Consider the following 13,177-nt stretch of genomic DNA (forward strand, 5'->3'; position numbering starts at 1 on the left):
TTTGTTATACTTTTGTAATCCGTACCTTATTAAAAAAAAGCATAAACAACTTTTAGCCCGATCTTTGCGTATATATTCTTAGAATCATTTTATATGAAAAAAGCATTAAAAATTACTGGCACAACCTTACTTATTCTTATTATTTTATTGATAACCATCCCTTTTGTGTTTCAGTCACAAATTAAAAATGCCGTTAAAGGGTTTATTAATGATAACCTACATGCTCAAGTTGAGTTTAGTGATATTAGTTTAAGTTTTATTCGCAACTTTCCAAAAGCGTCGGTATCTGTAAGTGATTTAAAAATTACCAATTTCGAACCGTTTAAAGACGAGGTATTCACTACGGCTAAAGATATTTCCTTTACTATGTCTATTAAAGAACTCTTCAAAAATGCGAATGAAGATCCTATTATAATTAATTCTATCACAGTTAATGAGGCTTTACTAACTCTAAAATCTGATAAGTTTGGCAATACCAATTACACTATTGCAAAAGTGGATAGTACGCTTACAGAAACTGATACGAAAGGCAGTAATTTTTCATTCGACATTAAAGATTATAGCATAAAAAATAGCGCCATAACATATATAGATGAGGCCTCTAAAACCTTAATTTATATATCAGAATTAAACCATGAAGGTAACGGTATTTTCTCTGCAGAAAAATCAGAATTAGATACTAAAAGTGAAGCCAATGTAAGTATCAGCATGGATAGTACAAACTATTTAAACAACAATCACATAAAATTGGATGCTTTGATTGGTCTAGATTTAGATAACAGCATATACATGTTTAAAGAGAATAAAGGTTTTATCAACCAATTACCTGTAGAATTTCGTGGCTATGTAAAAATGTTAGAAGATAGCCAAGAGGTTGATATTACTTTTGAAAACCCTGAATCGACTTTTAAAGATTTTTTAGCTGTGATTCCTGAAAGCTATTCGAAAAATATTGAAACCGTTGAAACTACTGGTGATTTTAAAATTAAAGGACTTATAAAAGGTATTGTTTCAGAAGAAACCATACCAAACCTTGATATCAATATTACTTCAAACAATGCGTCTTTTAAATACCCTGATTTGCCCAAGCGTGTTGAAAACATAAACATTAACACTTCAATAAAAAACACAACTGGAAACATTGATGACACTTACATAGACATCAATACACTTAATTTTAAAATAGATCAAGATATTTTCAAATCGTCTGCAACCATTAAAAACCTTACCGGAAATATGCTTGTAAATGCAAATATTGATGGTGTTTTAAATCTTGCTAACATAACCAAAGTATACCCCTTAGAATTATATAATAAATTGAGTGGTATTCTAAAAGCGAAAGTTAATACAGCCTTTGATATGGATGCTATTGAATCGAATGCTTATAGTCGTATAAAAAATAGTGGTGTTATGAGTGTTAGTGATTTTAATATGTCTTCTGACGCGTTGGCAAATCCTATTCAAATTTCTGATGCCAAAATAACCTTCAATACCGGAAACGTAAGTCTTAACCAGTTTAATGCGAAAACAGGTAAGAGCGATTTAAATGCTACCGGAACTATTAAAGGATTGTTAGGCTTTTTATTAAGCGACAAGCCACTTCAAGGTTATTTTAATTTGAATTCTAATCTTTTTGCAGTGAGCGATTTTATGACTGATGAACAACCAGAAACTACTGAAAACAAGCCATCAAATAGCACTGTTAAAATACCTACATTTTTAGATTGCACCATAAATGCACAGGCTAAGACAGTTGAATATGATAATTTAAAATTAAAAAATGTAAAAGGCACGTTAATCATTAAAGATGAACAGGCCATCTTACAAAACATGACCTCGTCCCTTTTTGATGGTGAATTATCGGTTACAGGTTTAGTGTCAACTAAAGCGGACATACCAACATTTAATATGGATTTAGGTATTAATAGTTTCGACGTTGGGCAATCCTTTCAAGGTTTTGAACTCTTACAAAATATAGCGCCTATTGCTAAAGCAATTCAAGGAACATTTAATTCTACTTTAAATATTAAAGGCGCATTGGGGGATGATTTTACGCCTAACTTAAACTCGATTTCGGGAGGTGCTTTCGCAGAATTATTATCTTCTACAGTGAACCCTTTAAATGCTGAAGTTTTAAATAAATTAGGGACCTCCTTGAATTTTATCGATTTCAAAAAACTAAACCTTAAAGATTTAAAAACTAAATTTGAATTTAGTGATGGAAACGTCAGTGTAAAACCATTTACAATTAAATACCAAGACATAGATATAGAAGTTTCAGGAAATCATAATTTTGATAAAACATTGTCTTATAGCGCCGTGTTTAACGTGCCTACCAAATATTTAGGCAGTGATGTTAATAGGTTAATTGGTAAAATTGATGATGCTTCAACCAACAACCTTTCAATTCCTATTACCGCCAATATTAGTGGAACTTATATTAACCCTTCGGTTAAAACAGACCTTTCAAGTAGTGTGTCAAGCCTAACTAATAAATTGATTGAAATAGAAAAGCAAAAATTACTTAATCAAGGTAAAGGGAAAGTAACCGATTTACTTGGTGGTTTATTAGAAAGTAACAAGAAAACAACCCAAACCGATTCAACTAAAACTCAAACAACAAACGTTGATTCAACAAACACAAATACAAGTAGCACGGTTCAAAAAGAAATTAAAAATGTGCTTGGAGGGCTTCTAGGCAGCAAGAAAAAGAAAAAAGACACCATAAATTAACAATTTTTAATCTTATTAGACTTTTTTAAAATAAAAAAAACGTAATTATTAGGTTTTCTCGATAAAAAAGTTAAGTTGTAAGAAGTATAACTTTAAACTTTTCAATAATATATGAGGCAATTAAAAATTACGAAACAAGTTACCAACAGAGAATCTAAGTCACTTGACAAATATCTTCAAGATATTAGTAAAATCCAGTTAATAACAGCTGAAGAAGAGGTAGAATTAGCACAAAGAATTCGCGAGGGAGATCAAGAGGCTTTAGATAAACTTACAACTGCTAACTTACGTTTTGTAGTTTCAGTGTCTAAACAATATCAGAATCAAGGTTTAACATTACCAGATTTAATAAATGAAGGCAATGCTGGCTTAGTAAAAGCAGCTAAACGTTTTGATGAAACAAGAGGTTTTAAATTTATATCTTATGCTGTTTGGTGGATTAGACAAGCCATTCTTCAAGCTTTAGCAGAACAATCTAGAATAGTAAGATTACCTTTAAATAAGATTGGATCTATAAATAAAATAAACAAAGCCTATTCTTTCTTAGAACAAACTCATGAAAGAGCACCGAGTGCTGAGGAAATAGCCAATAACTTAGATCTTACGCTGAGTGATGTCAAACAATCTATGAGAATTTCTGGTAGACATGTTTCTATGGATGCGCCGTTAAAAGAAGGTGAAACATCAAACCTTTATGATGTTGTAAACACAAAAGATTCACCACAGCCAGATAATAATTTAATGAATGATTCTTTAAATATTGAAGTAAATCGTGCATTAGATATGCTATCAGAAAAAGAATCTGACGTAATTCGTCATTACTTTGGTATTAATAACAATAGCCCTATGAGTCTGCAAGAAATTGGCGAATCTTTTGGTTTAACAAGAGAACGTGTAAGACAAATTAAAGAAAAAGGGATTCGTAGATTACGTCACACATCAAAGAGTAAAATATTAAAAACATATTTAGGGTAATCCTAAAAGAAATAATTTCATTAACTAAAGACTATATATGCTTAAAATTATAATAAAAGAAGGCGAAAACATTGAACGTGCCTTAAAACGTTACAAAAGAAAACACCGAAATATTAAAGTGATGCAAAACTTAAGAGAAGGTCAATTTTTTACAAAACCTTCTGTTAAAAGACGCCGTGAAATTCAAAAAGCCGAATACATTCAAAATATTAGAGATCAAGAAGACATATAATAATTTTTGGAAAGAAAATATTTATCCCATTTACAATTTTTTTGTAAATGGGATTTTTAATTTATAGAAATCGTTACCACCAAGCCTTCGTTAGCTCGTACGTTAAAAACTCTATCGTCTTCAAAAATGAGGTATTGCCCTTTAATTCCGACTAATCTACCAGAATATTTTTGTTGTTTAATCAAGTTTAAACTCTTAGGCTTCTCAGGATATTTAAGAACTGGAAAACCTATATTAGTCTCTGTATTACTTTCTATAAAATAGTCTTTAGCTTCATCAGGAATATATGCCTTTAGACGTTCTCGCCATTCAACTAAATTTTCATCTTGAATTTCATTTTTCAACATCGTGCGCCAATTGGTCTTATCGGCCACATGATCTTTTAAAGCAACTTCTGTAATGCCTGCTAAATATCTGTTTGGAACCTCAATTATTTCAATGGCTTCATGAGCGCCTTGGTCAATCCAACGTGTTGGCACTTGGCTTTTTCTGGTTACTCCAACTTTAACATTACTTGAGTTCGCTAAATAGACGATATGCGGTTGTAACTGCACTTTTTTTTCGTAGACTAAATCACGATCTTCTTTATTTAAATGTGCGGTACTTAATTCAGGTCTCATAATCCAGTCGGCTGCCTGAGGTATTTCAAAAAAACAACTTTTACAAAAGCCTTGTCTGTAAATAGGTCTATCTAATCCGCAATTTAAACATTGATATTTAACAAATTGAATATTAATGTTTTTATCTATTAACTGATTCATATTTATGAAATCATTTTCAAATACTAAATAGTATTGAATAGGGTTTGAAAACTCAGATTCCATTTTTGTTAAAACGCCTTCAAAAGTCATGAAAAAAAGTGTTATTTTTAAGATCTTAAAGATAATACAAATATGCCAACCACTTTAGTGAATTCTATTGCATCTTGGTTTTTAAAAAAACGATTTCACCAAATTGAATTGTTTTTAAAATATCCTAATGAAGTGCAGAATGAATTACTTTTCAATCTTTTAGAAGAAGCTAAAGATACCCAAATAGGTAAGGAATATGACTTTGCTTCTATAGAAAATTATAGAATATTTGCTGAACGCGTTCCCATTTCAACCTATGAAGATTACCAAGATATTATTGATAGATCACGAAATGGTGAAACTAATATTTTTTGGCCTACTCCTATAAAATGGTTTGCAAAATCCAGCGGCACTACGAATGCCAAGAGTAAGTTTATCCCCGTAAGTATAGAATCTCTTGAAGACTGCCATTACGCTGCCGGAAAGGATTTACTTTGCATGTACCTTAACAACAATGAAGAATCTCAAATGTTTACAGGAAAGAGTTTACGTCTTGGTGGCAGCAAAGAACTTTATAGAGAAAACGGTACTGCATTTGGTGACCTATCGGCTATCCTAATCGACAACATGCCGTTATGGGCAGAATTTAGTAGCACTCCAAGTAACAAAGTATCTTTAATGAGTGATTGGGAACATAAAATGCAGGCGATTGTTGATGAAACCATTAATGAAAATGTGACGAGTCTTACAGGCGTCCCATCTTGGATGCTCGTATTACTTAATAATGCCCTAGAAACAACCGGAAAAGATAATTTATTTGATATTTGGCCTAACCTAGAAGTTTATTTTCATGGTGGTGTAAGTTTTAAACCCTATATAGATCAGTACAAAAAAATTCTTCCAAAATCTAATTTCAAGTACTACGAAATTTATAACGCTTCAGAAGGCTTTTTTGCAATACAAGACCAAAACAATTCAAGTGAATTATTACTTATGCTTGACTATGGTATTTTTTATGAATTTATTCCTATGGATACTTATGGTACCTCTGAACAAAAAGTGATTCCTCTAAGCGATGTTAGATTACATAAAAATTATGCACTTATAATTACCACAAATGCTGGTTTATGGCGCTATAAAATTGGAGACACCATAAGGTTTACATCTATTAGCCCTTATAGAATAAAAGTTTCTGGAAGAACAAAACATCATATTAATGTTTTTGGAGAGGAACTTATTATCGAGAATGCCGAAAATGCCTTAAAAAAGGTTTGTAAAAAAACAAAATCTGAAATTGTAGATTATACAGCGGCACCAATTTTTATGAAAGGTAAAGAAAAAGGAGCTCATGAGTGGGTTATTGAATTTAAAACGCTGCCAAAAGATATTGATTACTTTAATGAACTTTTTGACAATGCGCTTAAAGCTTTGAATTCTGACTATGAAGCCAAACGCTACAATAATATAACACTAAATAAGCCTTTGATACATATTGCAAGAAAAAATCTTTTCTATGATTGGTTAAAGCAAAATAATAAACTTGGTGGCCAACATAAAGTGCCGAGACTTTCTAACACTAGAGATTATATCGACGAACTACTAAGGTTAAATACTTAGTGATTTCTATTCATCGAAGAAATCTGTTTGTTTTAGTTTTTAAACGAAAAATGTAGATCATTAATCTAAAATACTTTTAAAACCTTTGTCCATTAATTTATTAAGTATACTTTTAAAAAATAATTAAGAACATTTACTTTAACATATCGCATAATCATTATTAATTAACATCCATAAAACAAAAAACCACTCTACATTTAGAGTGGTTTTTTTATATTTAAAATTCAATTTCGTTTCTAAGAAACTGCTTTCAACTTTTTAATCGTAGTTTTTGATATTTTACCTTCAGCGTATGATTTATTAACATTTAATATTTTTTGATCACTGCTAGGCAGTTCAAACATAGCATCTGTTAAAATCTCTTCACATAAAGAACGCAGACCTCTGGCTCCAAGTTTATACTCAATGGCTTTATTAACTATATAATCTAAAGCACCATCAGTAATACTGAAATCCACATCATCCATTGAAAACAATTTTTTATATTGTTTAATGATTGCGTTTTTAGGTTCAGTTAAAATAGCGCGAAGTGTTTTAGCGTCTAACGGATCCATATAAGTTAGTACGGGTAATCGTCCAATGATTTCTGGAATTAAACCAAAGTCTTTTAAATCTTTCGGTATAATATATTGTAATAAATTCTCTTTGTCTACGACCTCATCCGATTTCGAAGCACTATAGCCTACGGCCTGCATATTTAATCGTTTTGAAATATGACGTTCAACACCATCAAAAGCACCTCCTGCAATAAATAATATATTCTCTGTATTAACTTCTATGAATTTTTGATCTGGATGCTTACGCCCCCCTTTTGGTGGAACATTTACAACAGTTCCTTCAAGAAGTTTTAACAAAGCTTGCTGTACACCTTCACCAGACACATCCCTAGTAATAGATGGGTTATCACTTTTACGAGCTATTTTATCAATCTCATCAATAAAAACAATACCCTTTTCTGCTTTTTCTAAATTGTAATCCGCAGCTTGTAGTAAACGTGTTAAGATACTTTCAACATCTTCTCCAACATAACCAGCCTCAGTTAATACGGTAGCATCAACAATAGCTAACGGCACATTGAGCATTTTTGCAATGGTTTTAGCAATTAAGGTTTTTCCGGTTCCTGTTTGACCCACCATAATGATATTACTTTTTTGAATATCAATATCATCTTTGGTTACAGGTTGCAACAATCTCTTATAATGGTTATATACAGCAACAGACATGACTTTTTTAGTCATATTTTGACCAATAATGTAACCGTCAAGGAATTCTTTAATTTGTTGTGGCTTACGTAATTTTAACTCTGCAAATAAATCACTACTATCAGTCTGCTTTGATTCTTCAATTACAATACCATGCGCTTGCTCTATACATCTATCACATATATGCGCATCTAATCCTGCTATTAATAAATTTGTTTCAGGTTTTTTACGACCACAAAACGAACATTCCAATTCTTCTTTTGCCATTAATTTTGTTCTAAGGGGATTAAAAAATTTCTATAAATCCCTCAATTTCAATTTATAAAGTTACAATTATTTTTTAACTACGTGCTAAAATCTCGTCAATCATACCATACTCTTTAGCCTTATCCGATTTCATCCAATAGTCTCTATCGCTATCTTCATACACTTTGTCGTAATCTTGACCAGAATGTTTACTAATGATTTTATATAGTTCTTCTTTCAAGATTAAAATTTCTCTAGCCGTAATTTCGATATCACTTGCTTGACCTTGTGCGCCTCCAAGAGGTTGATGAATCATCACTCTTGAGTGTGTTAATCCAGATCGTTTCCCTTTCGTTCCTGCACATAATAACACTGCTCCCATTGATGCCGCCATACCAGTACAAATAGTAGCTACATCTGGTTTTATAAACTGCATCGTATCATAAATTCCCAATCCCGCATATACACTTCCTCCTGGTGAATTAATGTAAATTTGAATGTCTTTTGAAGCATCTGTGCTTTCTAAAAACAATAACTGAGCTTGTATAATATTGGCTACCTGATCGTTAATAGCTGTTCCCATAAAAATAATTCTATCCATCATTAAACGAGAAAACACATCGAATATGGCAATATTCATTTGGCGTTCTTCAATAATGTTAGGTGTTAAACTTGTAGGGTACATACTACTGATTATTTTGTTGTAATACGTACTACTGATTCCTTGATCTTTTATGGCGAATTTTTCAAATTCCTTAGCGTAATCCATTGTTAAATTTTAATATTAAACTTTTAATTGACATCCTAAGTTTTCCTTAGTATAAGAAAATCTTAATTACGAAAAAATAAATACATTTTCCCAATTAAGATTTACCAAAAAAATAAGCGCTTAATTGAAAAAATTGAGCGCTTAAAGATAAGGAATTATTATTTATTAATGTGATACTTATTTTTTAGAATACGCTTCTTTAACAAAATTTTCGTAAGTCACTTCTTTAACCCTCAAATTTGATTTCTCTTTATAAAGATTAAGTAACTTTTGGCTAATTAATTGCTCCGAAATTCGTCTAGCCTCATCTTTATTAGATAATACTCTTGCAGCGATATCTTCTAGCTCTTTATCAGAAGGGTTTAATTGACCAAATTGAGCCATTTGACCTTTAATCATTTCTTTTGCATGACCTTTAATATCTTCGATAGTCACTTGGATATTATTTTCTGTAATCAACTTGCCTTCAATCAATTGATAACGCAAACTTTTTTCTGACTTTTCGTATTCTTCTTTAGCTTGCTCATCGTCTAAAGGTTGTTCGCCTGCCGTTTGTAACCATTTTTGTAAAAATTCTGCTGGTAATTCAAACTTGGTATTATCTACTAAATATTCAGTAACGTCATTCAGTAATTTTTGATCTGCTTGTTGAACAAATTGTTTTTCTGCATCTTCCTTTATTTTATCTTTCAATTCGGTTACTGATTTTACAGTATCTTTTCCAAACAATTTATCAAACAACTCTTGATCTAAGTCGGCAAGCTCTCTTTTATTAATTTCAGTCACCGTAAAAGTTACAGGAATATCTAAACCATGTACTTTATCATGCTCTACCTTTAAGGCATGCATTAAATCATGATCATCATTATAAAGACCTTTAGTTTCAAGAGAAACAACATCACCAACCTTTCCGCCTATAAACTTTTTTGCTGTCGATTTCGATTTAAACTTTTCTAAAGTTAGCGTAATTGTATTTTCAATTTCGTGCTCTTCATTTTTAAATGTACCTGTTATTTCGCTGTCCTTTTCAATAATTTCTTGAGATATTAATTTACCGTATTGCTTTTGTATGTTCTCAATTTGCTCATCAATCATTTTATTATCAGCGACAATATTATATTGAGTGATTGCTTTTTTACTCTTTAACTCAACATCAAATTCTGGAGCTAATCCTAATTCAAATTCAAAAGAAAACCCATCAGTATCCCAGTCAATTGCATCCTGTGTTTTTGGTAATGGTTGACCTAAAACATCTAGTTTTTCTTCTGTTAAATATTTATTTAAAGCATCCTGCAGCAATTTATTAACCTCATCCACCAGAACAGCCTTACCATATTGTTTTTTAACCATTCCCATAGGAACGTGCCCTTTTCTAAAACCAGGTATATTAGCTGTTTTACGATAATCTGTTAAGATTTTTTCCACTTTATCGCTATAATCTTCTTTGGCAATATCAACTTTCACTACAGCGTTTAACGCATCAAGGTTTTCTCTTGTTATATTCATTTTATTTGGTATAAAGCCCAAAACGGGCATTTAACATATAAGGCCTTTAATAACCAGTAATTTATCTATATAAAATTGGGTTGCAAAAATATAATTTTTTTTACAACCCAACAAAGTTTTAACGTCTTGAGTTTAAGCTATTTTTTTTCTTCATTTAAAAATGAATGCAATATAGATTGCAATATAGATAATAGGATACTGAAAAGTATGGCAATCCAAATACTACTAACTGAAAATCCATCAATTAACTTATCTGCCAATAAAATAATTACTGCATTTATAACAAGCAGAAATAAACCTAATGTTAAAATGGTTATCGGTAAAGTAAAAACAATCAAGATTGGCTTTACTATGAGATTTAAAACAGACAATACAACAGCCACAAAAATAGCCGTTAGATAGGAATCTAGTTTAACGCCATAATCTTGTAACAGATATGATATGGCAAAAACTGCAATTGCATTTACTAATAGTTTTATTATGAGTTTCATACTTACAAGTTTTAGTTAAAGATACAAAATAAATCAAGCAACAAATGTTATAAGTGCCTCAAAAAAATCTTCTGGTTTTTCGGTATGTAACCAATGACTAACTTTTTTTTAAAATGATATTTTATCTAATTAAGAAAAGGTTAAGCTTTTTTAAATACAACAATATCTTGATATTCTTTTTTGGATTTATCTATCACATTATCTTTCCAATACCCATCAATTATTCTCACTTTTTGCAAGTTTGCAATTTTTAACATTTCATCTAACTTAGACTTATCAATTGCAATATTCCCTGATTTAACATTCTCATTCATTAACCTAAAACCATCGCCTTCATACGGAAAATTAAAATCCTTTCTACTTGCTATATAGTCTTCATCATTAACATCATATAAAAAGAAAGTTGAAAAACACAAACCTGAATCGTTAATCACTCTTTCTATTTCTTTGAAATAATGCTGAATTTCATCAATTTGCATATGAGTAAAAAGTGAAATAGTAAAAACTTTATCAAAACTGTTATCTACATATGGAAAAACAAAATCTATAGCACTTTTCTTAGAAGTATTATACAAATCATTAAAAAGAGAAACATACTGAAAATTAAAATTAGAAAAGTCTTTTCCTATTCCTTTTTTACACCAATTTATTCCTTCTTCAACTACATCAAACCCAGAATAACTTCCTTTTTTATTTAGGTATTGGGTTAAGGCTATAGCCGTCCTTCCTACACCACAACCAATATCCAAAACAGCATCTGAAGGCTTTAATTTTATTTCCTCCTTTAATAAATCTAACTGAAATTCTCCTTGTTTTATATAATCCTTTGCGTTAGAAGGTGAACCCGTATATATATATCCTCTTGGAGGAACATATTTATTTGTTCTACCAGTAAACTTATCAAACAAATCGATAGGCAAATAGTATAATCTTCGTATAACGAATCTTTGATTCGAATTTAATTTATACCATAAATTTCTTAATTCTTTTGTTTTTTTCATATCACAGTTGGATAACATTAGTAAACTTTTTCCCCGACAAAGAATATTAATCCGAAAAACTTAAAACACGACTAAAAAAATCTTCTGGATTTTCGGCATGCAACCAATGTCCGGCATTTTTTATGGTGACTATTTTCGCTTCTGGAAAATGATTTTTAATAATATTTTCGTCGTCTATCCCAATATACTCAGACCGGTCTCCTTTTAAAAATAAAGTATCTTTTTTAAATTGTGCATAGCTAGGTAATGCCTCACCAACTTCGGCTATTTCATTTTTTAAAACCTCTAAATTGATACGTAACCCCAGTTTTCCTTTTTCAATCCAATATAAATTTTTGAGTAAAAATTGACGGATTCCTAAGTCTTTAATATAGTGACTTAAAGCTTCCTCCGCATCTCCTCTACTTTTTAAGAGATTAAAATCTAAAGCGCTTAAGCCTTCTAAAATAGCATCATGATGTATTGGGTAAAACCTTGGTGAAATATCAGCTACAATTAATTTCGAAACTAATTCTGGATATTTAGATGCAAACAGCATCGCCGTTTTTCCTCCCATAGAATGGCCTAACAAAATAATATTTAAAAGTCCATGTGTCTCACAATAGCGTTTTAAATCTTCGGCTAAAACATCATAATTAAACGTATTATCCCAAAAACTACTTCCGTGATTGCGCTGATCTACCAAATGCACTTCAAATCCAGATTCACTTAGGTTTTTACCATGTGTTTTCCAATTGTCACCCATACCTAAAAACCCATGAAGAATCACAAATACTTGCTTATTTCCTTTACCTAATATGTTTGAATTTAATACCATTATTTTAGTTTATGCAAATACATTTGAATCACATTTTCAACTCCGAGATATATACTTTCTGTAATTAAAGCATGACCAATAGACACCTCTAGAAGATTGGCAATGTTTTCTTTAAAAAATTTAATATTCTCTAAAGACAAATCGTGACCAGCATTAATACCTAAATCTAATGTACTAGCAAGTTCGGCGCATTCTGTATAAGGTTTAATGGCATTTTTGTTTCCTAAGTTATACTCATGTGCAAAGGCCTCTGTATATAATTCAATTCTATCTGCCCCAATTTCTTTAGCACCTTCAATATGCTTTAAAACAGGGTCAACAAAAACCGATGTTCTAATACCGTTCTGTTTGAATTCTTTAATGATATCTATTAAAAAAGCTTTATGCTTTATCGTATCCCAACCAGCATTACTTGTAATAGCATCTTCGGCATCTGGCACCAAGGTAACCTGCGTTGGATTAACATTTAAAACCAATTTCATGAAAGAATCTACTGGATTACCTTCAATATTATACTCTGTATAAACTTCAGGTTTTAAATCGTAAGCATCTTGATAGCGAATATGACGCTCATCAGGCCTTGGGTGAATCGTGACACCTTCAGCACCGAAACGTTGAACATCTTTGGCGAACTGCATAACATTAGGAACATCGCCACCTCGCGAATTCCTTAAGGTTGCAATCTTGTTTATATTTACGCTTAGTTTTGTCATTAGTCACTTTTTAATTCGCAAAAATACAAAGTAGAACAGGCATATGTCCTTTTTTTTTGATTAATTTTGTTTACACTTAAAACA

The 13,177-nt window shown here is 31.1% G+C and carries 12 protein-coding genes; 4 read left to right on the forward strand and 8 right to left on the reverse strand.

The features are described 5' to 3' along the window. The first annotated feature begins 93 nt into the window (after positions 1-93). The 3 genes from AC15TD_RS06975 (at position 94) to rpsU (ending at position 3,940) form a co-directional block, all read left to right on the forward strand. A complete protein-coding gene (locus tag AC15TD_RS06975; RefSeq protein ID WP_484451415.1) occupies positions 94-2,733 on the forward strand; it encodes an AsmA family protein in 2,640 nt (879 codons plus the stop codon). A gap of 111 nt (positions 2,734-2,844) precedes the next feature. After that, complete coding sequence (locus AC15TD_RS06980; protein WP_484451416.1) at positions 2,845-3,708, forward strand: sigma-70 family RNA polymerase sigma factor; 864 nt, start codon at positions 2,845-2,847, stop codon at positions 3,706-3,708. 37 nt (positions 3,709-3,745) lie between these two features. Then, a complete protein-coding gene (rpsU, locus tag AC15TD_RS06985) occupies positions 3,746-3,940 on the forward strand; it encodes a 30S ribosomal protein S21 (RefSeq protein WP_166962940.1) in 195 nt (64 codons plus the stop codon). Between the two features lie 56 nt (positions 3,941-3,996). Here rpsU and AC15TD_RS06990 read toward each other — a convergent pair whose 3' ends face one another. Continuing rightward, positions 3,997-4,791 (reverse strand): DUF2797 domain-containing protein, encoded by a 795-nt coding sequence (locus tag AC15TD_RS06990; RefSeq protein WP_484451417.1) that lies wholly within the window; start codon positions 4,789-4,791, stop codon positions 3,997-3,999. A gap of 42 nt (positions 4,792-4,833) precedes the next feature. Between AC15TD_RS06990 and AC15TD_RS06995 the strand changes: the two genes are divergently transcribed. Next, on the forward strand, positions 4,834-6,348 hold the full coding sequence (locus tag AC15TD_RS06995) for a GH3 auxin-responsive promoter family protein (protein WP_484451418.1): 1,515 nt from the start codon (positions 4,834-4,836) through the stop codon (positions 6,346-6,348). Positions 6,349-6,584: 236 nt separating this feature from the next. On the opposite strand, the gene clpX is transcribed toward AC15TD_RS06995, so the two are convergent. The 7 genes from clpX to AC15TD_RS07030 all read right to left on the reverse strand — a co-directional run bounded on the left by clpX (position 6,585) and on the right by AC15TD_RS07030 (position 13,093). Then, positions 6,585-7,817, reverse strand: coding sequence for an ATP-dependent Clp protease ATP-binding subunit ClpX (clpX, locus tag AC15TD_RS07000; protein ID WP_484451419.1), 1,233 nt, complete (start codon positions 7,815-7,817; stop codon positions 6,585-6,587). Positions 7,818-7,890: 73 nt separating this feature from the next. After that, a complete protein-coding gene (gene clpP, locus AC15TD_RS07005; RefSeq protein WP_484451420.1) occupies positions 7,891-8,565 on the reverse strand; it encodes an ATP-dependent Clp endopeptidase proteolytic subunit ClpP in 675 nt (224 codons plus the stop codon). Between the two features lie 177 nt (positions 8,566-8,742). Then, positions 8,743-10,071 carry a trigger factor gene (tig, locus tag AC15TD_RS07010; RefSeq protein WP_484451421.1) on the reverse strand — a complete coding sequence of 443 codons (1,329 nt, stop codon included), beginning with the start codon at positions 10,069-10,071 and terminating at the stop codon, positions 8,743-8,745. A gap of 137 nt (positions 10,072-10,208) precedes the next feature. Further along, a complete protein-coding gene (locus tag AC15TD_RS07015; RefSeq protein WP_484451422.1) occupies positions 10,209-10,562 on the reverse strand; it encodes a phage holin family protein in 354 nt (117 codons plus the stop codon). A 140-nt stretch (positions 10,563-10,702) separates the two neighbouring features. After that, positions 10,703-11,563, reverse strand: a complete 861-nt coding sequence (locus AC15TD_RS07020; protein WP_484451423.1) for a class I SAM-dependent methyltransferase — start codon at positions 11,561-11,563, stop codon at positions 10,703-10,705. Between the two features lie 46 nt (positions 11,564-11,609). Next, entirely contained in the window at positions 11,610-12,380 is a 771-nt protein-coding gene (locus AC15TD_RS07025; RefSeq protein WP_484451424.1) for an alpha/beta fold hydrolase, read from the reverse strand. Beyond that, positions 12,380-13,093 (reverse strand): pyridoxine 5'-phosphate synthase, encoded by a 714-nt coding sequence (locus tag AC15TD_RS07030; protein ID WP_484451425.1) that lies wholly within the window; start codon positions 13,091-13,093, stop codon positions 12,380-12,382. The genes AC15TD_RS07025 and AC15TD_RS07030 overlap by 1 nt, the downstream gene beginning before the upstream one ends. Between the last annotated feature and the right edge of the window lie 84 nt (positions 13,094-13,177).

The sequence above is a fragment of the Yeosuana sp. genome (genome assembly GCF_057126245.1).

Bases quoted from the DNA above. Each gene is read 5' to 3' on its own strand.
- AC15TD_RS06980 (WP_484451416.1), top strand. From the start codon at position 2,845: ATGAGGCAATTAAAAATTACGAAACAAGTTACCAACAGAGAATCTAAG.
- AC15TD_RS06995 (WP_484451418.1), top strand. From the start codon at position 4,834: ATGCCAACCACTTTAGTGAATTCTATTGCATCTTGGTTTTTAAAAAAA.
- AC15TD_RS07020 (WP_484451423.1), bottom strand. From the start codon at position 11,563: ATGAAAAAAACAAAAGAATTAAGAAATTTATGGTATAAATTAAATTCG.
- tig (WP_484451421.1), bottom strand. From the start codon at position 10,071: ATGAATATAACAAGAGAAAACCTTGATGCGTTAAACGCTGTAGTGAAA.
- AC15TD_RS07015 (WP_484451422.1), bottom strand. From the start codon at position 10,562: ATGAAACTCATAATAAAACTATTAGTAAATGCAATTGCAGTTTTTGCC.
- clpP (WP_484451420.1), bottom strand. From the start codon at position 8,565: ATGGATTACGCTAAGGAATTTGAAAAATTCGCCATAAAAGATCAAGGA.
- AC15TD_RS07025 (WP_484451424.1), bottom strand. From the start codon at position 12,380: ATGGTATTAAATTCAAACATATTAGGTAAAGGAAATAAGCAAGTATTT.
- AC15TD_RS06975 (WP_484451415.1), top strand. From the start codon at position 94: ATGAAAAAAGCATTAAAAATTACTGGCACAACCTTACTTATTCTTATT.
- rpsU (WP_166962940.1), top strand. From the start codon at position 3,746: ATGCTTAAAATTATAATAAAAGAAGGCGAAAACATTGAACGTGCCTTA.
- clpX (WP_484451419.1), bottom strand. From the start codon at position 7,817: ATGGCAAAAGAAGAATTGGAATGTTCGTTTTGTGGTCGTAAAAAACCT.
- AC15TD_RS07030 (WP_484451425.1), bottom strand. From the start codon at position 13,093: ATGACAAAACTAAGCGTAAATATAAACAAGATTGCAACCTTAAGGAAT.
- AC15TD_RS06990 (WP_484451417.1), bottom strand. From the start codon at position 4,791: ATGACTTTTGAAGGCGTTTTAACAAAAATGGAATCTGAGTTTTCAAAC.